This is a genomic window from Erythrobacter sp. SG61-1L (assembly GCF_001305965.1).
In the GTDB taxonomy this organism is placed as follows: Bacteria; Pseudomonadota; Alphaproteobacteria; order Sphingomonadales; family Sphingomonadaceae; genus Andeanibacterium.
Window position 1 is genome coordinate 3,524,067 of record NZ_JXQC01000003.1, and the last position, 25,168, is coordinate 3,549,234.

24 protein-coding genes and 2 tRNA genes are annotated in these 25,168 nt (G+C 65.4%); 12 read left to right on the forward strand and 14 right to left on the reverse strand.

Annotated elements, in window-relative coordinates; genetic code table 11:
- The first annotated feature begins 129 nt into the window (after window positions 1–129).
- From ftsZ to SZ64_RS17295, 10 genes are all read left to right on the forward strand, one after another.
- Window positions 130–1,821, forward strand: a complete 1,692-nt coding sequence (gene ftsZ, locus SZ64_RS17250; RefSeq protein WP_054531937.1) for a cell division protein FtsZ — start codon at window positions 130–132, stop codon at window positions 1,819–1,821.
- A 66-nt stretch (window positions 1,822–1,887) separates the two neighbouring features.
- Complete coding sequence (locus tag SZ64_RS19050) at window positions 1,888–3,633, forward strand: tetratricopeptide repeat protein (protein ID WP_082384677.1); 1,746 nt, start codon at window positions 1,888–1,890, stop codon at window positions 3,631–3,633.
- A gap of 161 nt (window positions 3,634–3,794) precedes the next feature.
- Entirely contained in the window at window positions 3,795–4,298 is a 504-nt protein-coding gene (locus SZ64_RS17260; RefSeq protein ID WP_054531939.1) for a YbjN domain-containing protein, read from the forward strand.
- A gap of 32 nt (window positions 4,299–4,330) precedes the next feature.
- The gene (locus tag SZ64_RS17265) at window positions 4,331–5,149 is read left to right on the forward strand and encodes a pyrroline-5-carboxylate reductase (protein ID WP_054531940.1); all 819 of its coding nucleotides are present in this window, start codon (window positions 4,331–4,333) and stop codon (window positions 5,147–5,149) included.
- A gap of 112 nt (window positions 5,150–5,261) precedes the next feature.
- Window positions 5,262–6,008, forward strand: coding sequence for a Bax inhibitor-1/YccA family protein (locus SZ64_RS17270; protein ID WP_054531941.1), 747 nt, complete (start codon window positions 5,262–5,264; stop codon window positions 6,006–6,008).
- 182 nt (window positions 6,009–6,190) lie between these two features.
- On the forward strand, window positions 6,191–7,111 hold the full coding sequence (locus SZ64_RS17275) for a hypothetical protein (protein WP_054531942.1): 921 nt from the start codon (window positions 6,191–6,193) through the stop codon (window positions 7,109–7,111).
- A 112-nt stretch (window positions 7,112–7,223) separates the two neighbouring features.
- Window positions 7,224–7,299 (forward strand) — tRNA-Ala (locus SZ64_RS17280).
- Between the two features lie 147 nt (window positions 7,300–7,446).
- A complete protein-coding gene (gene obgE, locus SZ64_RS17285; RefSeq protein WP_054531943.1) occupies window positions 7,447–8,505 on the forward strand; it encodes a GTPase ObgE in 1,059 nt (352 codons plus the stop codon).
- 44 nt (window positions 8,506–8,549) lie between these two features.
- Entirely contained in the window at window positions 8,550–9,683 is a 1,134-nt protein-coding gene (gene proB, locus SZ64_RS17290) for a glutamate 5-kinase (protein ID WP_054531944.1), read from the forward strand.
- On the forward strand, window positions 9,680–10,588 hold the full coding sequence (locus tag SZ64_RS17295; RefSeq protein WP_054531945.1) for an NAD(P)-dependent oxidoreductase: 909 nt from the start codon (window positions 9,680–9,682) through the stop codon (window positions 10,586–10,588). Before proB ends, SZ64_RS17295 begins: the two co-directional genes overlap by 4 nt.
- A gap of 1,144 nt (window positions 10,589–11,732) precedes the next feature.
- On the opposite strand, the gene SZ64_RS17300 is transcribed toward SZ64_RS17295, so the two are convergent.
- The 9 genes from SZ64_RS17300 to SZ64_RS18665 form a co-directional block, all read right to left on the reverse strand.
- Window positions 11,733–12,536 carry a phosphoadenylyl-sulfate reductase gene (locus SZ64_RS17300; RefSeq protein WP_054531946.1) on the reverse strand — a complete coding sequence of 268 codons (804 nt, stop codon included), beginning with the start codon at window positions 12,534–12,536 and terminating at the stop codon, window positions 11,733–11,735.
- Window positions 12,523–12,963: a DUF934 domain-containing protein gene (locus SZ64_RS17305; RefSeq protein ID WP_054531947.1), complete on the reverse strand. Its 441-nt coding sequence runs from the start codon at window positions 12,961–12,963 to the stop codon at window positions 12,523–12,525. Before SZ64_RS17305 ends, SZ64_RS17300 begins: the two co-directional genes overlap by 14 nt.
- Window positions 12,956–14,590, reverse strand: coding sequence for a nitrite/sulfite reductase (locus tag SZ64_RS17310; RefSeq protein ID WP_054531948.1), 1,635 nt, complete (start codon window positions 14,588–14,590; stop codon window positions 12,956–12,958). Before SZ64_RS17310 ends, SZ64_RS17305 begins: the two co-directional genes overlap by 8 nt.
- Window positions 14,590–14,889 (reverse strand): DUF2849 domain-containing protein, encoded by a 300-nt coding sequence (locus tag SZ64_RS17315; protein WP_054531949.1) that lies wholly within the window; start codon window positions 14,887–14,889, stop codon window positions 14,590–14,592. The genes SZ64_RS17310 and SZ64_RS17315 overlap by 1 nt, the downstream gene beginning before the upstream one ends.
- The gene (cobA, locus tag SZ64_RS17320; RefSeq protein ID WP_054531950.1) at window positions 14,886–15,665 is read right to left on the reverse strand and encodes a uroporphyrinogen-III C-methyltransferase; all 780 of its coding nucleotides are present in this window, start codon (window positions 15,663–15,665) and stop codon (window positions 14,886–14,888) included. The genes SZ64_RS17315 and cobA overlap by 4 nt, the downstream gene beginning before the upstream one ends.
- A 68-nt stretch (window positions 15,666–15,733) precedes the next feature.
- Entirely contained in the window at window positions 15,734–16,789 is a 1,056-nt protein-coding gene (locus tag SZ64_RS17325) for a mechanosensitive ion channel domain-containing protein (protein ID WP_054531951.1), read from the reverse strand.
- On the reverse strand, window positions 16,786–18,030 hold the full coding sequence (gene metC, locus SZ64_RS17330; RefSeq protein WP_082384679.1) for a cystathionine beta-lyase: 1,245 nt from the start codon (window positions 18,028–18,030) through the stop codon (window positions 16,786–16,788). The genes SZ64_RS17325 and metC overlap by 4 nt, the downstream gene beginning before the upstream one ends.
- An 8-nt stretch (window positions 18,031–18,038) precedes the next feature.
- A complete protein-coding gene (sseA, locus tag SZ64_RS17335; protein ID WP_054531952.1) occupies window positions 18,039–18,896 on the reverse strand; it encodes a 3-mercaptopyruvate sulfurtransferase in 858 nt (285 codons plus the stop codon).
- A gap of 69 nt (window positions 18,897–18,965) precedes the next feature.
- On the reverse strand, window positions 18,966–20,174 hold the full coding sequence (locus SZ64_RS18665) for a hypothetical protein (protein ID WP_054531953.1): 1,209 nt from the start codon (window positions 20,172–20,174) through the stop codon (window positions 18,966–18,968).
- A 134-nt stretch (window positions 20,175–20,308) separates the two neighbouring features.
- Here SZ64_RS18665 and queF point away from each other — a divergent pair, with 134 nt between their 5' ends.
- Window positions 20,309–20,776 carry a preQ(1) synthase gene (queF, locus tag SZ64_RS17345; RefSeq protein ID WP_054531954.1) on the forward strand — a complete coding sequence of 156 codons (468 nt, stop codon included), beginning with the start codon at window positions 20,309–20,311 and terminating at the stop codon, window positions 20,774–20,776.
- Here the strand turns inward: queF and trxC are convergent.
- The 5 genes from trxC to SZ64_RS17370 all read right to left on the reverse strand — a co-directional run bounded on the left by trxC (window position 20,773) and on the right by SZ64_RS17370 (window position 24,353).
- On the reverse strand, window positions 20,773–21,228 hold the full coding sequence (gene trxC, locus SZ64_RS17350; RefSeq protein ID WP_054531955.1) for a thioredoxin TrxC: 456 nt from the start codon (window positions 21,226–21,228) through the stop codon (window positions 20,773–20,775). The two genes, queF and trxC, sit on opposite strands and share 4 nt — an antisense overlap.
- Window positions 21,229–21,280: 52 nt before the next feature.
- Window positions 21,281–21,356, reverse strand: a tRNA-Thr gene (locus tag SZ64_RS17355).
- A 42-nt stretch (window positions 21,357–21,398) separates the two neighbouring features.
- Window positions 21,399–22,265 (reverse strand): hypothetical protein, encoded by an 867-nt coding sequence (locus tag SZ64_RS17360; RefSeq protein ID WP_054531956.1) that lies wholly within the window; start codon window positions 22,263–22,265, stop codon window positions 21,399–21,401.
- The gene (locus SZ64_RS17365) at window positions 22,262–23,023 is read right to left on the reverse strand and encodes a hypothetical protein (RefSeq protein ID WP_054531957.1); all 762 of its coding nucleotides are present in this window, start codon (window positions 23,021–23,023) and stop codon (window positions 22,262–22,264) included. Before SZ64_RS17365 ends, SZ64_RS17360 begins: the two co-directional genes overlap by 4 nt.
- A 10-nt stretch (window positions 23,024–23,033) precedes the next feature.
- Window positions 23,034–24,353 carry a replication-associated recombination protein A gene (locus SZ64_RS17370; RefSeq protein WP_054532354.1) on the reverse strand — a complete coding sequence of 440 codons (1,320 nt, stop codon included), beginning with the start codon at window positions 24,351–24,353 and terminating at the stop codon, window positions 23,034–23,036.
- A 105-nt stretch (window positions 24,354–24,458) separates the two neighbouring features.
- Here SZ64_RS17370 and SZ64_RS17375 point away from each other — a divergent pair, with 105 nt between their 5' ends.
- Window positions 24,459–25,130, forward strand: coding sequence for a PadR family transcriptional regulator (locus SZ64_RS17375; RefSeq protein WP_241773078.1), 672 nt, complete (start codon window positions 24,459–24,461; stop codon window positions 25,128–25,130).
- Window positions 25,131–25,168: the final 38 nt, after the last annotated feature.

The following is a 25,168-nucleotide window of genomic DNA, read 5'->3' on the forward strand; positions in this document are numbered from 1 at the left end:
TGAATGCGGTTTGAAACGCGCTTGTCAGACTGTGGATAAGGGCTGTTACGCTTTGCACCAGCGATTCCCTTTATGGCACAAGTGCAACAATGAGCATCGCCTTGCAGTGCGCCCTCTTGGAGAGCTTCAATGAGCATTAATATCGGCCCGCCTTCGGTTGAGGAACTGCGCCCCCGCATTACCGTGATCGGTGTGGGCGGCGCGGGTGGCAACGCCATCGCCAACATGATCTCTTCCGAGATCGAGGGTGTGGACTTCATCGTCGCGAATACAGACGCGCAGGCGCTGAACAATTCCATCGCCGAACATCGCATCCAGCTTGGGCCTGACATTACCCAGGGTCTTGGCGCGGGTTCGCGCCCGGAAGTGGGCAGGGCTGCCGCGGAAGAAACCGTGGAAGAGCTGGAGCGCGCGCTCGACGGCGTGAACATGGTCTTCATCGCGGCCGGCATGGGCGGCGGCACCGGCACGGGCGCGGCTCCCGTCATTGCGGAGGCTGCCCGGCGCAAGGGCGTGCTGACCGTAGGCGTGGTGACCAAGCCGTTCCTGTTCGAAGGCACGCGGCGCATGCGTTCCGCCGATGCGGGCATCGAGGAACTGCAGAAGCACGTCGATACGCTGATCGTCATCCCCAACCAGAACCTGTTCCTGGTGGCCAAGGCGGAAACCACCTTCAAGGAAGCCTTCGCGCTGGCCGACGAAGTGCTGCAGCAGGGCGTGCGTTCCATCACTGACCTGATGGTGATGCCGGGCCTCATCAATCTCGACTTTGCCGACGTGCGTTCGGTGATGGGCGAGATGGGCAAGGCGATGATGGGCACCGGCGAGGCCGAGGGCGAAAACCGCGCTCTGGAAGCAGCCGAGCGCGCCATTGCCAACCCGCTGCTGGACGGCGTGAGCATGCAGGGCGCCAAGGGTGTCATCATCTCCATCATCGGCGGCGAAGACATGAAGCTGCTGGAGGTGGACGAAGCCGCGAACCACATTCGCGAACTGGTCGATCCCGATGCGAACATCATCTGGGGTTCGGCCTTCAATCCGGACCTTCAGGGCAAGATTCGCGTTTCGGTGGTCGCCACCGGTATCGAGCAGACGGTGGAGCAGGCCGTGCAGGCTTCGCGTCCGCTGGACTTCTCGGCGCCGCGCGGGCCGAAGCGCCCTGTGCTGCCCGTGCCGACCGAAGACGAGCGTGCCGTGGATGCCGCTGCACTGCAGCCGCAAGCCGCGCCTGGCTTTGCCGCGCCTTCAGCGCCGCCGATGGCAGCGCCCGCCATGCCGCAGGCCTATGAGCCGACCCCGTCCTATGACGAGGAAGACGAGTATGACGATACGAGCGGTGGCAGCTATGCCTCGCTGAGTGGCGACGAGATCCAGACCGGCGAATTGACGCTGGAGGAAGAGGAAGATGACGGGATGGCCGATGACTGGCTCAATCCCGCGGCTTCCCAGCAGACCGGCATGGGCGGCAGCGAGCTTGAGCTGACGCTGGAAGCGCCCGATGGCGGCAATGGCAATGAAGACGAACTGCTGCTCGACGCCAGCCGCCTCGCCGCTCAGGACGAACCGCCGGTGCAGGCCCAGCTTGGCGGTGGTCGCCGCCGTGGCATTCTGGGCGGCGAAGCGGCGGCTGCCGCTTCCGCAGCTGCTCCGGCCGCGCCCGCTGCAGGTGGCGGGGCTGCCGGTGGCGGCTCGACCCTGTTCGAGCGTATGGCCAATTTGTCGCGCGGCGCTGCGAAGGATGCCGTGGATGACGATGACGACGATCCATCGGGTTCCTCGCTCAGCATTCCGCGCTTTCTGGGGCGCCAGAACAACCAGTGATCGCAGGGGCGGGGGGCATTCGTCCCCCGTTCAGCCAGGCTCGGGCAGCTCAGGCCCGAGCCGGTAATGGCGAAGGTTGGGGCGATAACGGGTTCGGGTGCAGTGATTTCCACCAAGCAGAGTGCAAAGGGCCAGAGGGCCATGGCGGGAACTGCGATTGTCGCGGCACTTGCCGTGCTGGCTGTTCCGGCCTTTTCCCAGTCCTCCACCGGAGGCCCTTCCCGCGAAGTGGTGCAGCCGCTGCCGCCGAAATCGGCAAGCGATCTGAGTGATGCGCTCATGCGTTTGTCGGCCAATGCGCTCGACGGCAGGGCGATGCTCGATGCTGGCTGGGCCTCGCTCGATCTGAACGATGTCACTGCTGCCGTGGGTTTCTTTTCCCGCGCGGAGAATCTGCCTGAAACGGCGGCGGAGGCGAAAGCGGGCCTCGGTGCGGCGCAGGTCGCGCGCAAGCGGCCCATCGAGGCGCTGGCCCTGTTTGACGAGGCGGAGAAGCAGGGCGTCAGACTTGGCGTTCATGCAGCCCAGCGCGGCCTTGCCTATGATATGGTGGGCGACAATCTGCGGGCGCAGCAATTCTATCGCGCAGCCTTGGCGGAAAGCGGCCTGTCGGACGAAAAATCTCAGGAAATCACGCGCCAGCTTGCGCTTAGCCAGGCGATTTCCGGGGATCAGGCCGGGTCGGAGGCGACCTTGCTGCCGCTGCTCAAGCGGCAGGATCTCGCGGCCTATCGCACGCGGGCCTTTGCGCTTGCCGCATTGGGCAAGACGGATGAGGCAGTGGCGATTGCGGAGGCAGTGATGCCCGCCTCGCTCTCGGGACGGATTGCGCCCTATCTGCGCTTCATGCCGAAGCTGACCCGGGCGCAACAGGTGTCGGCAGGCAATTTCGGCAATTTCCCTGACGCCGATGCGATCGGGAAGGACGATCCGCAGATCGCGCAATATGCCGCTCAGGCCAGGCTGCCGCAGGTGGCTGCCGCGGTCGATGCCCGGCTGACTCCTACCGGCGCGCCGCTGGGAGATGGCAAGGCCAAACCCGCCGCGCCGCCAGCTGGCACCGTGGTGACGCTTGCAAAGTCCGATAAGCCTGCCGCCAGGCCAGCGGATGCGAAGTCTTCGTCCAAGAGCAAACCGGCCGAGCAGGCGAAGCCCGCCGCAACGCTGGCCAAGGCCGATCCGGTTCCGGCGCCTGTCAGGACTCCGACGCCGGCCCCGGTTCAGACATCCGCGCCAGTTCCCGCTCCGGCGCCAACTCCGGCCCCAACGCCTGCCCAGTTCGCGCTTCCGCCTGCACGGCCGGCCGAAACGCCGCCGCCCGCGCCCGCCAGTCTGGCCGATGCCTTTGCGGAATTCGCTACGCTGCCGACCAAGGTTGCGCCTGCGGCCGGGGCCGTGGACATCACGCGGATTGCCATCAAGCGCGAGCCGGACAAGAAGGCCGAGGCTGAAAAGGCAAAGGCCGAAGCTGACAAGAAGGCCGAGGCAGAGCGCAAGAAGATAGAGGCTGAGAAGAAGGCCGAAGCCAAGAAGAAGGCCGCCAATCCCAGCCGCGTCTGGGTTCAGGTGGGTACGGGCCAGAACCGCTCGGCCATCGCCTTCACCTGGCGCAAGTTGCAGAAGGAACAGTCCAAGCTGTTCGGCAGCCGCAAGGGCTATGTCGCGCAATGGGGCCGGACCAACCGCCTGCTGACCGGGCCGTTCGGCAGTGCGAAGGAAGCCAATGCCTTCATCGCCAAACTCAAGGCCGAAGGGATCGACTGCTTCGTGTTCACCAGCTCTGCCGGTGAGGAAGTCGAACCGGTTTCCTGACCCGCTTGTGACGCTGCAACCGCAGTCGGTGCCATTTTTGCACAGCTTGTAAACAGGGTTATCGAGTTTTGCCCAGCGCCGCCATAGGGGCGGATTGCAGCAGTGCCACTGCCCAACGCATTGGTTATCGAAGGGTTGCGAGAACCGTGGGAAGCTATGCGATGAGGACAAGCGAAGAGGACATCGACCGCGACGACGCGGCCCCGGTCGACATGCTCGCCCAGCTGTTCGACGCGCGGGGCTGGCCTTGCGAGTTCGTCAGCGATGACGAGATTTCCGGCGAGATACAGGGGAGCTGGACGCGCTATCAGGTGCGCGGCATCTGGCGTTCGGAAGACCGGGTGCTGCAACTGCTATGCCTGCCCGACATCCGCGTGCCCGATGCCAAGCGCCGGGCGACCTTCGAACTGCTTGCGCTGGTCAATGAACAGCTCTGGCTCGGCCATTTCGATATCTGGTCTAACGGCGGGGTGCTGCTCTATCGCCATGGGCTGATGCTGGGCGACGATGGCCTGCTGAGCCTCGGCCAGGCGCAGTTCGCGGTGGAAAGCGCGGTGGCCGAGTGCGACCGCTTCTATCCCGCCTTCCAGTTCGTGCTGTGGGGCGACAAGAATCCGGCCGACGCCTTGGCCAGCGCATTGGTGGACGCAGCCGGAGAGGCTTGACGCTGTTGCCGCACTAAGTCAGTCGGCATGCCATGAACAGCTTCACTTCCATTCTCCTCGTCGGCTGCGGCAATATGACCGGCGCCATGCTGAAGGGCTGGATCGCAGGCGGCATTGCCCCATCGGTCTTCACCGTAGTCAATCCCAGCCCGCGTGACCTGCCCGAAGGCGTAACGCAATTGCGCAGCCTGCCGGATGTCGGACAATTCGACGCAGTGATGCTGGGCGTGAAGCCCCAGAAGCTGGCCGAGGTGGCTCCGCAGGTTGCGCCACTGGTCGGGCAGGGCACTGTGCTGCTTTCCGTGCTGGCGGGCGTCCAGCTGGCGACTTTGGCCGCAGCCTTCCCGAATTCCGCCGCACAGGTGCGGGTGATGCCCAACCTTGCCGCCGCATTGGGCAAGTCGCCGGTGGCGCTCGTCGGGGCGGGGCTGGACGATGCTTCCACGGCCAGGATCGACGCGCTGATGGCGCCGCTGGGCACTGCCGAATGGCTGACGGAAGAAGGGTTGATGGACCTCGTTACGGCGCTGGCCGGATCCGGCCCCGCCTTCGTCTATCGCTTCATCGATGCGCTGGCGCAGGGCGCGGCCAATCTCGGCCTGCCTGCCGAACAGGCGCAGCGCCTTGCGCTGGCAACTGTGGAGGGCGCTTCCGCTCTTGCTGCCGCGTCGGAGCATTCGCCAGGTGAACTGGCCCGCCGCGTGGCAAGCCCGGGCGGGGTTACGCAAGTGGGGCTGGACATACTCGACAAGGGCAATGCCCTCGCCGATCTGATGGAGGCGACATTGCGCGGAGCGCGCGACCGTTCGATCCAGATGGCGGCCGAAGCAAGAGCTGCTTCCCAAAGTTAACGGAATCAGACTAATCCAATCCGGTTTTCCTTGAAATCGGTCTCGTGAACATCGATATTCGGTGTTGACCGGCCCCGCTTTGGGCGGCCGGCACTGGAGTTAGGAAACGAAAATGGCAGATTGGAACGAACCCCGCCGCTCGCAGCAGGGATTCGGCGCGTCTACCGGCTTTGGCGGCGACCTTGCCGGCCGCACGACCTTTGACGCCGGCCTGCGCAAGCACATGCTGTCGATCTACAATTACATGGCATCGGGCGTGCTGCTGACCGGCATCATCGCGATGCTGTTCGCCCGTTCGGGCCTGGCCCTCTCGGTGATGTCGAGCGGCCTTGGCTTCGTGATCATGCTGGCCCCGCTGGCCATCGTCTTCGCGATGAGCTTCGGCGCGAACCGCTTCAGCACCACCACGCTTCAGGCGTTGTTCTGGGGCTATGCGGCGCTGATGGGCCTGTCGCTTTCCACGATCTTCCTCGTCTATACGGGGGCTTCGATCGCGGCGACCTTCTTCGCTACCGCCGGCGCCTTCGCGGGCCTCAGCCTCTATGGCTACACGACGCAGAAGAATCTGTCCGCCATGGGCAGCTTCCTGATTATGGGCGTGATCGGCCTGATCATCGCCAGCCTGATCAACATCTTCCTGCAGTCGCCGGGCCTCTATTGGGCGATCACCTATCTGGGTGTGCTGATCTTCGCGGGCCTTACCGCCTACGATACGCAGAAGCTGAAGGAACAATATGCCCATGTCGCCGGCACCGAATGGGCCGGCAAGGCAGTCGTGCTGGGGGCGCTGAACCTCTACCTCGACTTCATCAACATGTTCCTGTTCCTGCTGCGGATCATGGGTAATAACCGCAACTGATCCGGCTGGAGCCGCAGAATATCGTGCCCGGGGTGCCACGTGGCATCCCGGGCATTTTCATTATTGGTTAGGCACGTTAGGAAGGCGCTTCATCGGGGCGAAAGCTCCCGCGGCATATAAGGCGCCGCCAATTCCACCGGGTTCAATATCCGGGAGTTCAGGGGGGAGGGGCCCTAAATCTAATGAGCAGGAACGTGCAGATCTCTTTACGCAAGCTGTCAGTCTTCGCGGCCGTCGCCAGTCTTGTCACGCTTTCGGCCTGCGGCGGGTCAACGCCGCCGCCTCAGCCTGCTCCCCCGCCGCCGGTGGCGATCGTGATCGTTCCCGAACCCGAACCCGTGCCGATGCGCCCCATTCCCCCGGGCGGGGCCACTGCCGACATGCTGATCCCGGCCTTGGGCGTAGACGGTGTGCGCCAGACGGTGAACGCCCATCTCGATCCGCTGGAAACGGTGTGGAACTTCCGCTCTGCCTGGAATGTGGCTGCGCTCAACTGCATCGATCCGCAGTACCAGCCGATCCTCGATGGCTACAAGGCGATGCTGACCAAGCATGCCAAGCGGCTGAGCAAGGTGAACGCCGATCTCGACAAGCAGTATCGCAAGGAATTCGGCGCAGGCACCAAGGCTACCCGGGCGCGTGAAGCCTATATGACGCAGGTCTATAATTACTTCGCGCTGCCGCCTGCCCGCCAGTATTTCTGCGATGCGGCGCTGAAGGTGAGCGAAGAGGCGTTGCTGACGCCGCCGGCCGATGTGGATTCCTTCGCCCTTGCAGGCCTGCCGAAGCTCGAGGCCGCGTTCGAGCAGTTCTATCAGGACATGGAGAAATATCGAATCGCCGTGGCTGACTGGGACAGCAAATATGGCGCCCTTTATGGCGACGGCGCGGGTGGCCCGGCCTATCTGAGGGCGGATTACGGACCGCCAACGACGGTTCAGGGCGTGCAGGCCGGCTCGGAATTGCCCGCCGCGCAGGATTACGCGCTGCCGTCCGCGCAGACCAGCTATGCGGCCATTCCTGGCGAGGCGCCGGCTTCGGCCCCTGCTCCGGGTGCGCCTGCGGTCTATCCTTCGCAGCCGGTGGTGCAGCAGACGCCCTGAGCCAAACGCCGGCCGGGCGGTGTCCAGACTCAAATTTGTTCTTTCAAGCAGGTGGCCTCTTCGCTAAGAGGCCGCTTCCGCGGGCCATTTGGCTCCGCGATCGCACTGGAACGGGGCCGTAGCTCAGCTGGGAGAGCGCGTCGTTCGCAATGACGAGGTCAGGGGTTCGATCCCCCTCGGCTCCACCAGTGTGCTGAGAACTGCTCCATCTCAGCTTCCGATCCGCCGCCTTGGGTAAGCAAGGTGGCTTTGAGTAATCCTGTCGGCTAGAAGGCGAAAGCGTGGCCGGACGGCCAGGGGCCAGATGGCCCCGTCGGCGCTTGAGGCGAACAGACATGCATTTCCTTGACCAGGCCAAGATCTATCTCCGCTCCGGTGCGGGCGGCCCCGGCGCGGTCAGCTTCCGGCGGGAGAAATACGTCGAATATGGCGGCCCTGACGGCGGCAATGGCGGCAAGGGCGGTGACATCGTGTTCGAAGCCGTGGCCGGCCTCAACACGCTGATCGACTTCCGCTATGCCCAGCACTTCAAGGCTTCGCGCGGCGCGCATGGCATGGGCAAGGATCGCACCGGTGCCGCTGCGCCCGATCTGGTGATTCCGGTTCCGGTGGGCACGCAGATTATCTCCGACGAGGATGGTGAGACTGTCCTGGCCGATCTCACCGAAGTCGGCCAGCGGGTCACCCTGCTGGAAGGCGGCATCGGCGGCCGGGGCAATGCCAGCTACAAGACCAGCACCAATCGCGCCCCGCGCCAGCACCAGCCCGGTATGCCCGCGCAGGAAATGTATGTGTGGCTGCGGCTGAAGCTGCTGGCCGATGTCGGCCTGGTCGGCCTGCCCAACGCCGGCAAGTCCACCTTCCTCAATGCCGTCTCCAATGCCCAGTCCAAGGTGGGCGAATATGCCTTCACCACGCTGGTGCCCAAGCTGGGCGTGGTGCGGCACCGCAACCGCGAATTCGTGCTGGCGGACATTCCCGGCCTGATCGAAGGCGCGGCGGATGGCGCGGGCATCGGCGATCGCTTCCTGGGCCATATCGAACGCTGCCGCGTGCTGGTCCATCTGATCGACATTGGCGGGGTTGACCCGGTGGAGGCCATGCGGATCGTTGAGGACGAGCTGGAAGCCTATGGCGGCGGGCTGGAAGGCAAGCCGCGCCTGGTGGCCCTGAACAAGATCGACATTTCCGGCCGCGAACTGGCCGCCGATTATGCGAAGGAACTCAAGGCGGCAGGTGCCGACGAAGTGTTCCCCATCTCCGGCGCCACGGGCGAGGGGATGGAGGCGCTGCTCGATGCGGTGCTGAGCTATCTTCCGGCCAAGACGATCACGGAACGTCCTGACGGCGAAGTGGAAGAAGCACACGACGAGAAGCCCTGGTCCCCGCTTTGACGGTGCTTCCAAAGCTATCGCGCAACGGCTAAGGCCCGCCCGCCATGACGATTGCGCATCTTACTGATCTGGCCGATGCGGCCCTTTGCCCCCGCCTTGTGATCAAGGTCGGCTCCGCCCTGCTTGTCGGGCCGGATGGGCAGCCGCGCCGTGAATGGCTCGCCTCGCTGGTGGAGGAAATCGCCGCCGCCCATGCACGTGGGCAGCAGGTGGTGGTGGTCAGTTCCGGCGCCATCGCGCTGGGCGCCGCGCGATTGAAGCTGGAAAAGGGCGGTCGCGGCAATCTGGCCGATGCGCAGGCTGCTGCCGCCGTGGGCCAGATCGGCCTTGCGGGCATCTGGTCGGACCTGCTGGCAGGCCACGGCCTTACTGCCGCGCAGCTGCTGCTGACGCTGGACGATCTGGAAGATCGCCGCCGCTATCTCAACGCCGCCGCCACTTTGGGCCGTCTGCTGAAGGCGGGTGCGGTGCCCGTGGTGAACGAGAACGATTCCGTCGCCACGGAAGAAATCCGCTTCGGCGATAATGACCGGCTGGCCGCGCGCGTGGCGCAGGCCGCCCATGCCAATGGCGTGCTGCTGCTGTCTGACGTGGACGGGCTGTACGATCGCAATCCCAGCCAGCCCGGCGCGCAGATGCTGCCGCAGGTGCGCGGGGTGACCGAAGAAATCTATGCCATGGCGGACGACCGCTCCGGCTCCGGCCTCGGCTCCGGGGGCATGACTTCCAAGCTGCAGGCGGCCGAGATCGCGGAGCGGGCGGGCATTGCGCTCGCCATCCTCAACGGCACCCATGCGTCGCCGATTGGCCGCGCCATGGGCAATGGCACCGGCACGCTGTTCCTGCCCCTGCGCAAGGATGGCGCGCGCAAGGCCTGGCTGGGCGGGCGCATGCGGATGATGGGTACGCTCACGGTCGATGCCGGTTGTGCCAAGGCGCTGGCCAAGGGCGGCAGTCTGCTCGCCACCGGTGTGACCGGGGTGGATGGCAGCTTCGAACGCGGCGATCCGGTGATCGTGCAGGATGCGGCGGGCAAGCCTATCGCGCAGGGCCTCGCGGAATATTCCTCCGCCGAATGCGATCGCCTGAAGGGCACCCGCACGGAAGAACATGCCGCGATCCTCGGCTATTCCCCGCGTTCCGCGCTCGTCCATCGCGATCAGCTGGTGCTCTTGTGACGATAGCCGTCACCGGCGCGACCGGTTTCGTGGGACAGGCAATGCTGGACGAGGCGGCCCGACTGGGCATTCCCGTCCGTGCCCTCACGCGCAAGCCGCAGAAGCCCCGCAAGGGCGTGGAATGGGTGAAGGGCGATCTCGCCAGTGCCAAGGCGCTCGCCGCGCTGGTGAAGGGCACAGAGGCCGTCATTCACGTGGCAGGCGTGGTCAACACGCCCGATCCGGTCCAGTTCGAAATCGGCAATGTGGCGGGCACACTGGCCGTAGTGGAAGCGACGCTGAAGGCAGGCGTGCCGCGCTTCATTCAGGTATCCTCGCTCTCGGCGCGCGAGCCGGGCCTTTCGGCCTATGGCAAGTCCAAGCGCCGGGCGGAAAAGATCGTCAAGGCATCCGCGCTGGACTGGACCATCGTGCGCCCGCCCGCGATCTACGGCCCGCGCGATACTGACATGTTCGAACTGTTCCGCGCCGCGCGCTGGGGCGTAGTGCCGGTGCCGGAAGACGGCGCGGCATCCATGATCCATGTGGCGGACCTCGCCAGCCTGCTGTTCGCGCTGGTCCCCTCGGGCGAGGATGTGACCTACAAGGTGTTCGAGCCGGACGATGGCCGCAAGGGCGGCTGGCCGCATAAGGAAATGGCCCGCGCCATTGGCGAGGCGGTGGGGCGCAAGGTGCTGACGCCCGGCCTGTCCAAACCGATGCTGCTGCGCGCCGCCGCGCTGGATGCCCTGTTCCGTGGGGCCAAGGCCAAGCTGACCATCGACCGCGTCAATTACATGAGCCACCCCGACTGGGTCTGCGCAAGGAGCAAGGCCCCGCCGAAGAGCCGCTGGACGCCCCGCATCGATACGCGCGAGGGGCTGAAGGCCACGGCGACATGGTATCGCGAGAACAAGTGGCTTTAGGCTGAGGGCTGGTGTCGGGGCTGGATGTCCCGATTGCCCTCCGACTCCAACTTCCGTTCGTCCTGAGCTTGTCGAAGGACACGCGCTGAGGTTTGGACTTGGTCCTTGGACGGGGCCGGCTGGGCACATGTTCCGCGTGTCCTTCGACAGGCTCAGGATGAGCGGGTGTAGTGTGATTGGGCGCTTCCCTTAATTCGTCATTCCCGCGCAGGCGGGAAACCAGTTCGACGGTTGCTGCTGGATCCCCGCCTGCGCGGGGATGACGAAGGTTTGGGTTGTAGGTGGGGCGCAGGCACAAAACCCCATCCGGCGGCAAACCCGGACCTTACCGCCAGTGTAGCGCAACCAAACCAATCGCGCGGCCGGCACGGCGTCAGGAATGGCGCGTGCAGGGGGCGGGCGGAAGGATAGCGAAGGGCCGGGCACATCCACCATGCACCTGGCTCAACCCGATCGGTGACCGGCCGGAAAAGGCGCCCGCGGGCTCGCAGCCGGGCATCCCTTTCTCGCGGGTGATGATCCCGCGCCACTGGCGGTTCTGCGTGCACGCCCCGGATGGCCTGCCCGCAAGAGGGGGCAGGATCGGGGGCGGCCGGTGAAATCCGCGCATCCGGTAACCGCATCTGGCGCAAGCGGCTTTGCCAGGGGGTAACGCCCCCGCAGACACACACCCGCACCGGCCGCGTTGTTCAAAGCGAACAAGGGAGGAAAGGCAGTCGACATGCCGCCCTCCGGATTGGAGGCTTGCAGCGTGCTATTGCTGCAAGGTGCGGGGCATATAACCGAAACGGTTCGTTATGTCAAGTTGATTTGCCAAATGCGCTCGCGCTTCACGTGTCACCCCGGATTCATTCCGGGGTCCAGCTTTCTGGCGCGAAGAAGAAGCTGGATCCCGGAACAAGTCCGGGATGACCAAGGGGGCAGGGGGCTGAACCGGATCTTCGTCATTCCCGCGCAGGCGGGAAACCAGTTCGACGGTTGCTGCTGGATCCCCGCCTGCGCGGGGATGACGAAACAGGAAGAAGGCAGGCGCAAAGGCCGGCGATCCCGGTTCGACCGCAGGGAGGTCCACCCAGAGCCTGTCGAAGGGCAGGGATGGCGAGCGGGGCGCCGGCAGGGCACGTGTGGAACGTGCCCTGTATCCTTACAGCGCGGGGTCGAAGCCTTCCGGTGGCAGGCGGTAGGCGTCGGGGTTGTTCGGGCTGTGGATGCCGCATTCGGTCTTGTCCCAGCCCTTCCAGCGGCCCGAGCGAGGGTCTTCGCCCGGCGCGACCTTGTGGGTGCAGGGGGAGCAGCCGATGGAGGGATAGCCCTGTGCCACCAGCGGATGGCGCGGCAGGCCGTATTCCTCGAAATAGGCTTCCAGATCTTCCGCCGTCCAGTCGATCAGCGGGTTGATCTTCAGGCGGCCCTGTTCGTCCGAATTGTCGATCTCGAACCGCGGCAATTGCGCGCGGGTGCTGGCCTGAAAGGCCTTGCGCCCGGTGATCGAGGCATCGAAGCCCGCCAGGGCCTTCGCCAGCGGCTTCACCTTGCGGATTTCGCAGCAGCCGTCCGGGTCCCAGCTCCAGCGCAGGCCCGCCTCGTCCTTGGCGGCGATTTCCTCCGCCTCGGGCTTCAGGATGACCAGATTGGTCAGGCCGAGAAAGGCCACCAGCTCATCGCGATAGGCGATGGTTTCGGGGAAATGCTTGTCCGTATCGAGGAACAGCACCGGGATGGATTTGTCCACCTGCGCCACCAGATGCAGCAGCACCGCGCTTTCCGCGCCGAAGCTGGAAACGACGGCAACGTCGCCCGCCAGATGATCCTTCAGCACGCTGGAGAGCATCTCAAGCGTTTCCTGCCCGCGGAACATCCGGTTCAGGCGAATGGCATCGCCTTCCGTGAAACGGGCCGACGTATCGATCCGGTCGCGCGGGCGGGAGGACACTTCAGCCCCGTTCATCGACAGGGTGCCTCTTGGCCCAGATGGGCGTGCGCCCATCGCCGGTGGCCTGATAGACTTCGGGCCAGCGGTCGAGCGCGTTCTGCGCATCTTCGGGATCGAAGGGCTTTTCGGGCAGGAAGCTGTCAAAGCCGCAGCGGCGCATGTGCGAAAGCTGGTCCACCAGCACATCGCCCACGGCGCGCAATTCGCCCTGATAGCCGGCCTCGCGCAGGATGCGCGCGCTGGAATAGCCGCGCCCGTCGCCGAAGCTGGGGAAGTTCACTTCCACCAGTCGCAGCTGTTCGAGGAAGGGCAGCAGGCTCTTCGCGTCGTCGCCCGGTTCGATGCGGACGGCGGCGGCATTGGTCTGGTCGAGAAAGGCGTCGACCGTCACGGCGGGGGCAGTGACTGCCTCGTCTTCGCGGAAACGCAGGCTATCAAGCATAGATCGCCTCCTTGAACTTATCCATGCCGATGCGGCGGTAGGTATCGAGGAAACGCTCCCCTTCGGTGCGTTCGGCCAGATAGACGCCGGTGGCCTTTTCCACTGCGTCCACGATGCCGTCCTCGTCAAAGCCGGGGCCGGTGATCTTGCCGAGCGAAGTATCGTCACCCTCGCAGCCGCCGAGCAGCAGCTGGTAGTTTTCGGTGCCCTTCTTGTCGACGCCCAGAATGCCGATGTGGCCGGCATGGTGGTGGCCGCAGGCATTGATGCAGCCGCTGATCTTCAGCTTCAGCTCGCCCAGTTCCGCCGTCTTGCCGTTTTCGGCGAAACGCTGCGAAATCTTCTGCGCCACCGGGATGGAGCGGGCATTGGCAAGGCTGCAATAATCGAGGCCGGGGCAGGCGATGATGTCTTCCACCGTGTCCAGATTGGCCGCGCCGAGGCCGGCGGCGTCCAGCTTCTGCCACAGCGTGTAGAGATCGGCCTTGCGGACATGGGGCAGCACGATGTTCTGGGCGTGGGTCACGCGCAGTTCGTCGAAGCTGTATTCCTTCGCCAGATCGGCCATCAGGTGAATCTGTTCGGCTGAGGCATCGCCCGGAATGCCGCCAACCGGCTTCAGGCTGATATTGGCGATGATGTAGCCCGGCTGCTTGTGGGCCACGATGTTACGTTCCACCCAGAGGGCGAAATCCGGGTCCGAAAGGTCCAGATCGTCAGCGGCGGCAGTGTCATAGGCCGGATCGGTGAAGTGGGCCTTGATCCGCTCCAGCTCGGCAATCGGGGGTTCGATGCCCTGTGTCAGCAGGTGGGCGAATTCTTCCTCCACCTGACGCGTATATTCTTCCTTGCCCAGTTCATGGACGAGGATCTTGATGCGCGCCTTGTACTTGTTGTCGCGGCGGCCATAGCGGTTGTAGACCCGCAGGCAGGCTTCCGAATAGGTAATCAGCTGGTCCAGCGGCACGAAGTCGCGGATCAGCGGCGCGATCATGGGCGTGCGGCCCATGCCGCCGCCGACATAGAAGGCCGCGCCGATCTCGCCCGCCGCATTCTTCACGATGCGAATGCCGATATCGTGCAGCTTCATTGCCGCGCGGTCGGTTTCGCTGGCGATCACGGCGATCTTGAACTTGCGCGGCAGGGTCAGGAATTCCGGGTGGAAGCTGGACCACTGGCGCAGCAGTTCCGCATAGGGGCGCGGATCGATCAGCTCGTCTGCGGCGGCGCCGGCGAACTGGTCCGAACTGATGTTGCGGATGCAGTTCCCGCTGGTCTGGATCGCGTGCATTTCCACGGCGGCAAGGTCCGCCAGAATATCGGGCGCGTCTTCCAGCTTGATCCAGTTGTACTGGATGTTCTGGCGCGTGGTGAAGTGGCCATAGCCGCGGTCATATTTGTCCGCGATGTTCGCCAGCACATGCATCTGGGCGGCGTTGAGCGTGCCATAGGGCACGGCCACGCGCAGCATATAGGCATGCAGCTGCAGATAGAGGCCGTTCTGCAGGCGCAGCGGCTTGAACTGATCCTCGGTCAGCTTGCCTTCGAGGCGGCGGCGGGTCTGGTCGCGGAATTCCGCGACGCGGGTATCGACCATCGCCTGGTCATATTGGTCATAACGGTACATCAGATCACCCAGTTGCCGGCGTTGGGATCGGCGGGTTTGAGGGTCAGGTCAGGGCGCACGGTGGGGCCGAGCGCGCGGATACGGTCCTTGATATGGGCAGGGCGCACGCCGCGTTCGCCGTCGGGCTGCGCGTCGATGGCGTAGGAAGCATTGACCCGCCGGGCCCCTTCCTCGCGCTGCAGGATGGCGTCGGCCTGATCGCCCACATCCACTGCATCTTCGACGTGGATAGACCAGTCATGCCCGGTCCACCACACGACGGCCCCGCTCTTGAGGTCGTTTCCGGTAAGAATCTTCATCCCTGCGCCTCCAGCGCCAATTGCCTGAGGGCCGCGTCGTTACGGCCTGATTTCTGAGATGCAACCTCGCCGATCACGATTACGGCGGGGCTTTTCACCTTTGCGCCGCTGACCAGATCGGGCAGGCCTGCCAGCGAAGCGCGCAGCACCCGCATGGTGGGGCGCGCGGCATTTTCGATCACGGCCACCGGGCAATCCGGGGCCACGCCGTCTTCCATCAGCTTTTCCGCGATCTGCGGGGCCGTGGTGACGCCCATGTAGATCACCAAAGTGCGGCCCTTGCCGGCAAGGCCGGACCAGTCCTGCTCGGTCAGGCCCTTGCACTGGCCCGCCACGAAGCTGACGATGCTGGCACTGTCACGATGGGTCAGCGGAATCTGTGCAGCCGCCGCCGCGCCGATGGCGGCGCTGATGCCGGGGACGACTTCCACCGGAACGCCCGCCGCATGGCAGGCATCGGCTTCTTCTCCGCCGCGGCCGAAAATGAACGGATCGCCGCCCTTCAGGCGCACCACGCTGTTACCCGCCTGTGCCTCGCGCACCAGCAGGGCGTTGATTTCTTCCTGCGGCATGGTGTGGCGCGAACGGCTCTTGGCGACCGAGATCAGCCGCGCATCGGGGCGGGCCAGCGCCAGGATCGAGGGATCGACCAGCCCGTCATGCACCACCAGCCTGGCCTGCATCAGCAGGCGCGCGGCGCGCAGGGTCAGCAGGTCCGGATCGCCCGGGCCGGCGCCGACCAGATAGACCGTGGCGGGAGTTGCGGCATTCTTCATGGGGCGCACATGGCCCCGGTACCCCTCAAGTGCCAGCGAGAATGGTTTTGGCAGGGGGTAGGTGAGCTTTAGCCGGCCTGTCCCGGCCCGCCGCCACCGCTGTCTTCGCCGCCGTCTTCACCGCGCGAATCCCGCTCCAGCGCGGCGATCAGCGTATCGAACTGGGCATTGCCGCGCAGATTGATGTCGCGCTGGGGGAAGGGGATCTTGATGCCGTTTTCGCGGAACAGGCGCCAGACCCGCCAATAGACTTCGGAACGGACACTGCTGATGCCCTCTTCCGGGTCGGTGATCCAGAAACGGATTTCGAAATTGATCGAATTTTCGCCGAAATCCATCAGCAGAACGCGCGGCGCGGGATCGTGCAGCACTCGCGTCACGTCCTTGGCGGCCTGCATCATCAGGTCTCGCGCCAGATCGATGTCGGTATCGTAAGCCACGCCGATGGGCGCCTTCACCCGCACATCGCGCGAACTGTAGGACCAGTTCTCCACCTGATTGATCATCAGGTTCTCGTTCGGGATGAGGTATTCCTTCATGTCCCGCGTGGTGACCGAAATGGCGCGGATGCCGATCTTGCGGATCTGGCCGAAGCTCTCGCGGCCGGACATGTCGCTCACCGCGATCACATCGCCCGGCTTGATCGAACGGTCCATCAGCAGGATGATCCCCGCGATCAGATTGCCGAAGGTCTTCTGCAGGCCGAAGCCGATGGCCAGGCCGAAGGCGCCGGAAAACACGGCCAGCGCGGTCAGGTCTATGCCCAATATGTCGATCCCGACCAGGATCGACAGCGCCCAGATGGCCACGGTCAGCAGCTTGTCGGTCAGCAGTTTCTGCGTCGGGTCCAGCCGGGTGGCCTTGCCCAGCAGCCAGCGCGCCAGCCTGCTGGCGAACCATGCGAAAAACAGCACGGCAGTGATGACCATCACCACCACCAGTGTGTCCCACAGGGAAATCCTTGTGTGGCCGATCTGCAGGGCAATCGAATCCAGCGTGCCGACAAACTGGGCCACTGCGCCGGCCTTGGCGGAAACGGCGTCCCTGATGTCGTCCGCCGCGGCTACTCCGGGCGGGGCATCCTTGCCTGCACTCGCGGCGGCGAGGAAGGCGAGGGCATTCATCCCGCCCGGCCCATGGCGGCAAAGCCGCGCGCCAGATCGGCGATCAGGTCCGCCGGGTCTTCAAGCCCGATGGACAGGCGGATGCCCAGCCGGTCCGCCGGATCGCTGCCCGGCGGCGGCCAGTGCGTGGCACTGCGGGCGCCCTGCGGATCGAAGGGGATGACAAGGCTCTCGAACCCGCCCCAGCTATAGCCGATGCCGAACAATTCCAGCGCGTCGATAAAGCGGGCGCGAGCGGCATCGTCGGCGCCTTTCAGCACGAAGCTGAACAGCCCGCAGCCACCGGTGAAATCGCGCGCCCACAGATCGTGCCCCGGCGCACCGGGCAACATGGGGCAAAGCACGCGGGCGACTTCCGCCCGGCCCGCGAGCCAGCGGGCGATCTGCAGCGCGCTGGAATTTTCCCGTTCCAGCCGCAGTGAAAGGCTGCGCAGGCCGCGCAGGGCAAGGGCCGCATCGTCGGGCGAGACGACCTGCCCCAATTGCTGGGACATGCGGCGGATACGGCTGAAATGCGGTTCGGCCGCGCTGACGCTGCCCATCATCACATCCGAATGGCCGCCGACATGCTTGGTCAGCGACATGATGGAAATATCGCAGCCGCGTTCCAGCGCCGGGAAGCCCAGCGGGCTGGCCCAGGTATTGTCGATCAGGCTGACGGCGCCCTTGTCCCGCGCGATGGCGGCAAGGGCGGGCACGTCGCAGACTTCCATCGTCAGGCTGCCGGGGCTTTCCAGCAGCATGGCCTTTGTCCGTTCGCAGAATTGAGCCGCGAATCCATCTACATCCAGCGGATCGAACCAGCGGGTTTCCACGCCCATGCGGCTCAGCAGCCCTTCGGAAAGGGCACGGCTGGGCTGATAGGCATTGTCCGTCATCAGCAGAACGTCGCCCGTGCGCAGCACCGCCAGCAGCGCGCCCGCAATGGCGGCAACGCCGCTGGGATAGAGCACGGTTCCGGCCGCGCCGGGCTCGATCTGGGTCAGAGCTTCGGCCAGCGACCATTGGGTGGGCGCGCCGCGGCGGCCGTAATAGAAATGCCCATCCTCATTGGGGCGCCCGGCCGCAAGATCGGCGGCATCTTCGTAAAGGTGAGTGCTGCCCCGCCACACCGGCGGGTTCACAACGCCGCCCTTGTGGCCGGCAATGCCGGTCCATTCCCTGCGGCGCCCGGCGCCCGTCAGCATCGTGGCAGGCGCCAGATCCTTGTCGCTGTGATCAGAGTCGCCGCGATCAGACATGCTGCATCTCAGACATCCTGAAGCGCAGCGCCCGTCTCCTTGGGAGTGGCCGGATCGACTGCCCATTCGCTCCAGCTGCCGTCATACAGCGATACGTCCTTGTCCTTGCCCAGCAGGTGCAGGGCAAAGCACAGGACCGCCGCCGTCACCCCGCCGCCGCAGGTTGTGGCGACCGGTTGGGAAAGATCGACGCCCGCCTGTTCGAACGCGGCGCGCAGGCCCGCCTTGTCCTTGAAGGTGCCATCGGCATTGAACAATTCGTAGAAAGGCAGGTTTACCGATCCGGGAATGTGCCCGCTGGGCACGCCGGGGCGGAAATCGGGGATTTCGCCGGAAAACCGGCCCGAATCGCGCGCATCGACCACCTGTTCGGCATGGCTGCTGAGGTTGGCGAGCATATCGGCCTTGCTGCGCACCTTGCCGGCTTCCTGCCAGGCAGTGAAATGCCGGGTCTTCAATGTCTGCACGCCGCCTTCCAGCGGGCGCCCTTCCGCCTTCCACTTGGCGAGGCCGCCGTCCAGGATCGCGACATTCTGCGCGCCGAACAGCTTGAACATGAACCATGCCCGGCCCGATGTCTTCACGTCGCTATCGTCATACAGCACGATGCGGCTGCCATCGCCCAGCCCCAGCTTCTGCATGCGGCTGGCGAACATCTCCGCCGTGGGCAGCGCGGCAGGCACCGGGCTTTCCGGGTCGACCAGATTGGTCAGGTCCATGAACACAGCACCGGGTATATGCCCGGCCTCGTATTCGGCCCGGGCATCCCGCCCGGCGATGGGCAAGTGACTTGATGCGTCGACGATCCTCAGGTCGCAGGATCCAATTTCCTCTGCGAGCCAGTCGGTCGAAACCAGCGATTCCATTCGCGCGCTCCTCATCGCGTGAACGACTAGGGTTAAACCCCTGCCTTTCGCCCGTCGAGGGGGGATCGTTCAAAAGATTCTTTGTGTGACTTCTCGGTAAATGCGCGGACCCTGATCCAGCCGGAAAGGCTGCAATCCCGCGCCGGGGCGAGGTGAACGCTGCCCTACCAGTACGGTGCGCAAAATCGCGCCTGCCGCGCCAGAGGCGGCTTCCACCTTCAGCCGGGCCAGCGGCACGAACATCAGGGCCGTGCCCTTGCGGATCGGCCGGATGAGCGAGAAATTGAGGCGGAATTCGCCGCTCATCTGCGCGCTTTCGCCCGGGCGCAACCGCTCGATCCGGTGCTGCGGCACCAGTTCGCTCTCGCTGGAGGCAAGCTGTTCTTCCTCCGGCAGGGATGCATGGGCGGAGATCATGTCGCCCGTCACGCTGATGCCTTCCATTACCCGGCCGCTCATATTGGTGAGGGTCACGCGGTAGGAAAGCGTGGCGGCGGTCAGGGTGATGGCCAGTTCGCGCGCTTCGAGGGCAAGGCTGAGCGGGGCCACTTCCTCCGGTGCTTCATCGATCAGCATGTCCGGGTCCGTGGCGGGCGTTGGCGCAGGCCTTGCGGCAGCTGCCGCCGCCAGATCGGGCCGCTGGATTTCCGGTGCACGCACGGCGCGCTGGGCGCCTTCGCGCCGCCAGAACCAGATTCCGGCACCAAGCGCGGCGGCAAAGGCGGCAATCAGTCCGGCGATCGCGCCGATCCAGCCCCATGGCAGGGATTCGCTGTCGGTCGCCTCGGTGGCGGGCGGCTGCGAAGATTCGGCCGGTGTGGGGGCGGTCGCCGGGGCGGCAGGCGCGGCCGTCGGGGTAGGGATAGCCTCCGCTTCGTCCGTGGAAACTGGTTCGGGCGTATCGCTTGCGGTCGGCGTCGGGCTTGGCGTGGCGCTGACGCGCGGGGAAGGCGATGCGCCGGGTGTCGGTGTGGGCCGCGCGGCAGTGGGCGCGGGCGTCGGCGCCGGGGTGCTGGCCGCGGGGCGCGGCGTGGGAGTGGGCGCAGGTGTGGGCGTTGGCGCAGGGGGCGGAGCGGGGCGGGCGGGCGTCGCGGTGGAGCGCGGAGGCGCTTCCCCCGGCGCAACCGGGCCTGCCGGGGCCTGCGTATTGCCCGGCGGAAGCTGGAAATCGCCGACCGATGCCGCAGCCGGGGCCTGGCCCAGCGCGATCAGCCCGGCGCCTGCAAGCAGGGCCTGAATCCTCATCCGCCTGTTCTTGTCGTTGGGAGTTTTGGTCATGACCCCTGTCGGTATGCCCGTCTTCACTCGCGGGCTGGAAGTCTGGAAGCGCAGGGCGCGCTGAATAGCGGCTGAATCGTCTCCGTCAAACCGGTGACTTGTGCGGCAGGCGAGTTCGCGGCATCACGCGCGGCATGACCGACACACCCGAAAACCTGAAGCCCCTTCACCTCGGCCAATCGAGCGCGCTGCCGGCTTCCCCCGAAGAAGCGGTGCTGGATTACGTGCCCAACCCGCGCGTCGGATCGCTCTATATGATCCGTTTCGCCGCGCCTGAGTTCACTTCTTTGTGCCCCGTGACCGGCCAGCCCGATTTTGCCCATCTGGTGATCGACTATGCGCCGGGCGAAACCATCGTCGAATCGAAAAGCCTCAAGCTCTTTCTCGGATCGTTCCGCAACCATGCCGGTTTCCACGAGGATGTGACCGTGGGCATCGGCCAGCGGCTGGTGGAAGAAATGAAGCCCGTCTGGCTGCGTATCGGCGGATATTGGTATCCGCGCGGCGGCATTCCGATCGACGTCTTCTGGCAGACGGGCGCTGCGCCCGCCGGCCTGTGGGTGCCCGATCAGGGCGTGGCCCCCTATCGCGGGCGGGGCTAGGCCGAAGCCGCTGCCTGCCGCGCCCAGTTGACGATGGCGCTGGCGGGCATGGCCCCCGATTGCCGCGCGATTTCCCGGCCCTTGTGGATCAGGATCATCGTCGGGATGGACTGGATGCCATAGCGGGCCGCCAGTGCCTGCTCCGCCTCCGTATCCAGCTTGCCCAGTCGGATAGCCGGTTCCAGCTGGCCTGCCGCCGCGCCGAAGGCCGGGGCCATCTGGCGGCAGGGGCCGCACCAGCTCGCCCAGAAATCGACCAGCAGCGGCAGGTCGCTCTTGGCGGCATGGGCATTGAAATTGGCGGCGGTCAGCGTCACCGGCGTGCCCGTGAACAGGGCCGCGCGGCATTTGCCGCATTTGCCGCCCGCACCCAGTTTTTCACGCGGAACGCGGTTCAGCGCGGCGCAGTGTGGGCAGGCAATGATCATCGCTTCGGATTGGGTATCGGACATGGCGTCACCTCTCGCCCGCTAGATAGGGAGCCTTGGCAGGAGGGAAAAGGGATGGTGCCGGCTACAGGATTCGAACCCGTGGCCCCCTGATTACAAATCAGGTGCTCTACCAACTGAGCTAAGCCGGCCCTTGGCGCCGCCGATGGCGGGCTGCGCGAAGCCCCTCTGCTCTAAAGCGCGCCGAAGGTCCAGCCTTCGGTTTGGGCGATTTCATCTGTCATGGCGGAGGGATGCCAATATTCGGGCAGGTGAGCCACTTCGCGCAGCCAGGCGGCGGTGATCAGGGCGTCGCTGATGTGATCGTCGACCGGGCCGATGGCGGGCACCGGGCCGCTGCCCAGCGCGGCAAGGGCCTCGTTCAGTTCTTCGTAGCTGCGCAGCTTCGTCTGGCCTGCGCGGCGGCCGGCATGAATGGCGGCGAGCGAGGTGTAGATTTCCACCACGGCCGATCCGCCCCGGCCCGGCAGGGCATCGACCGGCCAGACAGGCACAAGGCCGGAAAGCCGGTGCAGCACGCGCATTCCGGTCAGGCTCGATTTGCCGACCTGCGCCGCGCCGACCAGATTGAAGTTGGAATAGGGATTGCAGCCCGCCTCGCGCTGGGCGTGTTCGGTGATGCGGAAGCGGCCTCTGCCGCCGCCGAACAGGTCGCCTTCCTCGCCCCGGTGGCGGAAGAAGCGGTGTGCCCATTCATGGCCGACGAAGCTGCTGGCGCAAAGGTGCGCGTCACCGGCGCAGATGCGGTCGATCAGCGCCCACAGCGCGCGGGCATCGTCGGGGCTTTCGTTCCAGCCGGGAAAGAAGGCGCCGCGATCCGCGAAGGGCAAGGACATGCCCAGATCCAGTCCGGCCAGCGTGCCTTCGGGCATTTGCGTAGCAAGCCAGTCCAGCACTTCGGCGCGGGACCAGCGATGGCCGGGGCGGACCAGCTGCGGTGCATCCCTGCCGGTGGTGCAGATCGCCACGGCAATGCCCCGGTGCCGTTCGCCGGCTGCGCCGGACCAGTCGATGGCGGCGAAATGAGTGAAACGGGTCATGGTTTGGGGCAGGCGCCCGGTTTCAGCGCCCATTTTTCCGCTTCGGTCGCGTGCCACGGGTCGCGCGTGGTGATGTCCACAAGCCCGGCATCGGAAGGGTAACGGTCGTTGGGAATGACGGAGAGGTTCACGCAGCCATCGCCCGCCCAGCCTTCCAGCCGCCAGTCGCCCGAAGGCATGCCTTCTTCCACCTTGGCCAGCGGGCGCAGGCCGACAGGTTCGATCTGCCAGACACCGAAGGCGTTGAACCCGCCGAATGCGGATTCGCTCAGATCGACCGAGGCGAAGCGCATGCCGCCGGGCGGGGAGAGCGGGGCAGTGCCGGTTTCGATAACCTGCCCCAATCCGCTGCGGTCCACCACGATAAAGCCGAACGCTTCATATCCGCCCCAGGCGAAGGAGAGGAAGCGCTGGTCGTGCGAGGCTTTGGCGTCCTCGATGCCTTCCATCCAGCCTGTGTCGACGCAGATCGTGTGGCCATTGGCGGTGGAGACGGCGAAGTGGTCCATGTCGGACCGCACCAGCCCGTCGAAGGCCGGTGGGACAGGGATGGGGGCCTTGCGCTCGCGATAGTCTTCATCGGCCGTTTCGGAGGGCTTGCAGGCGGCAAGATCGGGTTCGGCGGCGGGAGTGTTTGCGGATGCGGATGCAGCAGTTGAAGATGCGGCGGGCGCGGCCTCCCCCGCATCGCCGCAACCGGCCAGCAGGGCAATCGCGGCGAACATTCCGGCACTGCGTTGCATGGCCTTGCGGTTCATCCCGGCACCCTCACTTGCCGCGCTGGGCGCGCAGCTTGTTCCAATAGGCGATCCGTTCGATCACCTGCCGTTCGAACCCGCGCTCGACCGGTTCGTAATAGGTCTGCGGCTCCATCCCTTCGGGCCAGTAATTGTCACCGGAAAAGCCCTCTGCCGTGTCATGGTCGTAAGTGTAGCCGGTGCCATAGCCGATATCCTTCATCAGCTTGGTCGGCGCGTTGAGGATATTGGCGGGCGGGGCAAGCGATCCGGTTTCCTTCGCGCTTTTCCACGCCGCTTTCTGCGCCTTGTAGGCCGCATTCGATTTGGGCGCTGTGGCCAGATAGAGGCAGGCCTGTACGATGGCCACTTCGCCTTCCGGGCTGCCCAGAAACTCATAGGCATCCTTGGCGGCAAGGCATTGGGTCAGCGCCTGCGGATCGGCCAGGCCAATATCCTCGCTGGCGAAACGGACGAGGCGGCGCAGCACGTAAAGCGGTTCTTCCCCCGCAGTGAGCATGCGCGCCATGTAATAGAGCGCGGCCTGCGGATCGGAGCCGCGCAGCGATTTGTGGAGCGCGGAAATCAGGTTGTAATGCCCGTCGCGATCCTTGTCGTAAACGGCGACGCGGCGCTGGAGGAACTTGCCTAGAGCTGCCGGATCGAGCGGTTCGGGAATCTTCGCGGCATAAAGCGTTTCGGCCTGATTGAGCAGGAAGCGCCCGTCGCCATCGGCGCTGGCCACCAGCGCCTCGCGCGCGTCCGGCGTCAGGGGCAGGGGGCCTTCCAGTTCCTCCGCACGGGCTAGCAGGACGGAGAGCGCTGCCGCATCCAGCCGGTGGAGGATCAGCACTTGGGCCCGGCTGAGCAATGCGGCGTTGAGGGCGAAGCTGGGGTTCTCGGTCGTCGCGCCCACCAGCGTCACCGTGCCGCGTTCCACGAAGGGCAGGAAGCCATCCTGCTGGGCGCGGTTGAAGCGGTGGATTTCGTCCACGAACAGCAGGGTGCGCTGCCCGGCCTTGGCGGCCACTTCCGCCTCGGCAAAGGCCTTCTTCAGGTCTGCGACGCCGGAAAACACCGCGCTCACGGCGGCAAAGCGCATGCCCACCGCATCGGCCAGCAGGCGGGCGATGCTGGTCTTGCCCGTGCCCGGCGGGCCCCACAGGATCATGCTGGATAGTCGCCCGGCCGATACCATGCGGCCGATGGCGCCTTCCGGCCCGGTGAGATGTTCCTGCCCGATCACTTCGGAAAGGGTGGAGGGGCGCAGCCGGTCGGCAAGGGGCGCGTCTTCGCGCGGCGCATCGGGCGCACCGGCGGGCGGCAGGTCTTCGGCAAACAGGTCAGACATTTCGCGCACCATAGGCGGGGCGAAGGAATTTTGCATCGGCTCTTGCCAAGTTCGATCTACGATATATCTTAAAGCTATCGAGATATGCAGAATAAGGAATCATACATGCATAATCATTCGGATCGCTGCGGCGATCGTTCCGAACGCCATGGCCGCCATCGTGGTATGCGCGGCGGCCCGGGTGGCCCCCTGTGGGGCAAGATGGAAAAGCTCGCGGCCATGGGGCGCGGCGGATTCGGTGGCGGCTGGGGCGGTGGCTTCGGCTGGGACGATTTCGGCGGCGGCTTTGGCGGCGGCGGGCGCAAGGGCCGACGCGGACGGATGTTCGCGGGCGGAGAGCTTCGCCTCGTCCTGCTTAGCCTTGTCGCGGACCAACCGCGCCACGGCTATGAACTGATGAAGGCGCTGGAAGAGCTGACCGGCGGGAATTACTCGCCCAGCCCGGGCACGCTCTATCCCACGCTCTCGCTTCTTTCAGACGAAGGCATGATTGCCGAAAGCGCCGATGGCGACGGCAATCGCAAGGCCTTCGAGGCAACCGATACAGGCCGGGCCGAACTGGCCGAACGGGCCGAGGAAGTCGAAGCTCTGCTGAAGCGCCTTGCCGAACTGGGCGATGCAGGTGAACGCCAGCATTCGCCGGAACTGATGCGTGCGCTGATGAATTTCGGTGGCGTGCTCAAGCACCGGGTCTTTGCGGGCAAGCCCGACAAGGAGACGATGCAGGCCATCGTCGACATCATCGACGAAGCGGCCAAGCGGATCGAACGCGCTTGAACCGACTGGAAATGCTGCGCCGGCGCCACAATCTGGTG

Excerpts from the sequence above, each read along its gene's own strand:
- ftsZ (WP_054531937.1), top strand. The coding sequence starts at position 130 with ATGAGCATTAATATCGGCCCGCCTTCGGTTGAGGAACTGCGCCCCCGC.
- SZ64_RS19050 (WP_082384677.1), top strand. The coding sequence starts at position 1,888 with ATGGCGAAGGTTGGGGCGATAACGGGTTCGGGTGCAGTGATTTCCACC.
- SZ64_RS17260 (WP_054531939.1), top strand. The coding sequence starts at position 3,795 with ATGAGGACAAGCGAAGAGGACATCGACCGCGACGACGCGGCCCCGGTC.
- SZ64_RS17265 (WP_054531940.1), top strand. The coding sequence starts at position 4,331 with ATGAACAGCTTCACTTCCATTCTCCTCGTCGGCTGCGGCAATATGACC.
- SZ64_RS17270 (WP_054531941.1), top strand. The coding sequence starts at position 5,262 with ATGGCAGATTGGAACGAACCCCGCCGCTCGCAGCAGGGATTCGGCGCG.
- SZ64_RS17275 (WP_054531942.1), top strand. The coding sequence starts at position 6,191 with ATGAGCAGGAACGTGCAGATCTCTTTACGCAAGCTGTCAGTCTTCGCG.
- obgE (WP_054531943.1), top strand. The coding sequence starts at position 7,447 with ATGCATTTCCTTGACCAGGCCAAGATCTATCTCCGCTCCGGTGCGGGC.
- proB (WP_054531944.1), top strand. The coding sequence starts at position 8,550 with ATGACGATTGCGCATCTTACTGATCTGGCCGATGCGGCCCTTTGCCCC.
- SZ64_RS17300 (WP_054531946.1), bottom strand. The coding sequence starts at position 12,536 with ATGAACGGGGCTGAAGTGTCCTCCCGCCCGCGCGACCGGATCGATACG.
- SZ64_RS17305 (WP_054531947.1), bottom strand. The coding sequence starts at position 12,963 with ATGCTTGATAGCCTGCGTTTCCGCGAAGACGAGGCAGTCACTGCCCCC.
- SZ64_RS17310 (WP_054531948.1), bottom strand. The coding sequence starts at position 14,590 with ATGTACCGTTATGACCAATATGACCAGGCGATGGTCGATACCCGCGTC.
- SZ64_RS17315 (WP_054531949.1), bottom strand. The coding sequence starts at position 14,889 with ATGAAGATTCTTACCGGAAACGACCTCAAGAGCGGGGCCGTCGTGTGG.
- cobA (WP_054531950.1), bottom strand. The coding sequence starts at position 15,665 with ATGAAGAATGCCGCAACTCCCGCCACGGTCTATCTGGTCGGCGCCGGC.
- SZ64_RS17325 (WP_054531951.1), bottom strand. The coding sequence starts at position 16,789 with ATGAATGCCCTCGCCTTCCTCGCCGCCGCGAGTGCAGGCAAGGATGCC.
- metC (WP_082384679.1), bottom strand. The coding sequence starts at position 18,030 with ATGTCTGATCGCGGCGACTCTGATCACAGCGACAAGGATCTGGCGCCT.
- sseA (WP_054531952.1), bottom strand. The coding sequence starts at position 18,896 with ATGGAATCGCTGGTTTCGACCGACTGGCTCGCAGAGGAAATTGGATCC.
- SZ64_RS18665 (WP_054531953.1), bottom strand. The coding sequence starts at position 20,174 with ATGACCAAAACTCCCAACGACAAGAACAGGCGGATGAGGATTCAGGCC.
- queF (WP_054531954.1), top strand. The coding sequence starts at position 20,309 with ATGACCGACACACCCGAAAACCTGAAGCCCCTTCACCTCGGCCAATCG.
- trxC (WP_054531955.1), bottom strand. The coding sequence starts at position 21,228 with ATGTCCGATACCCAATCCGAAGCGATGATCATTGCCTGCCCACACTGC.
- SZ64_RS17360 (WP_054531956.1), bottom strand. The coding sequence starts at position 22,265 with ATGACCCGTTTCACTCATTTCGCCGCCATCGACTGGTCCGGCGCAGCC.
- SZ64_RS17365 (WP_054531957.1), bottom strand. The coding sequence starts at position 23,023 with ATGAACCGCAAGGCCATGCAACGCAGTGCCGGAATGTTCGCCGCGATT.
- SZ64_RS17370 (WP_054532354.1), bottom strand. The coding sequence starts at position 24,353 with ATGTCTGACCTGTTTGCCGAAGACCTGCCGCCCGCCGGTGCGCCCGAT.
- SZ64_RS17375 (WP_241773078.1), top strand. The coding sequence starts at position 24,459 with ATGCATAATCATTCGGATCGCTGCGGCGATCGTTCCGAACGCCATGGC.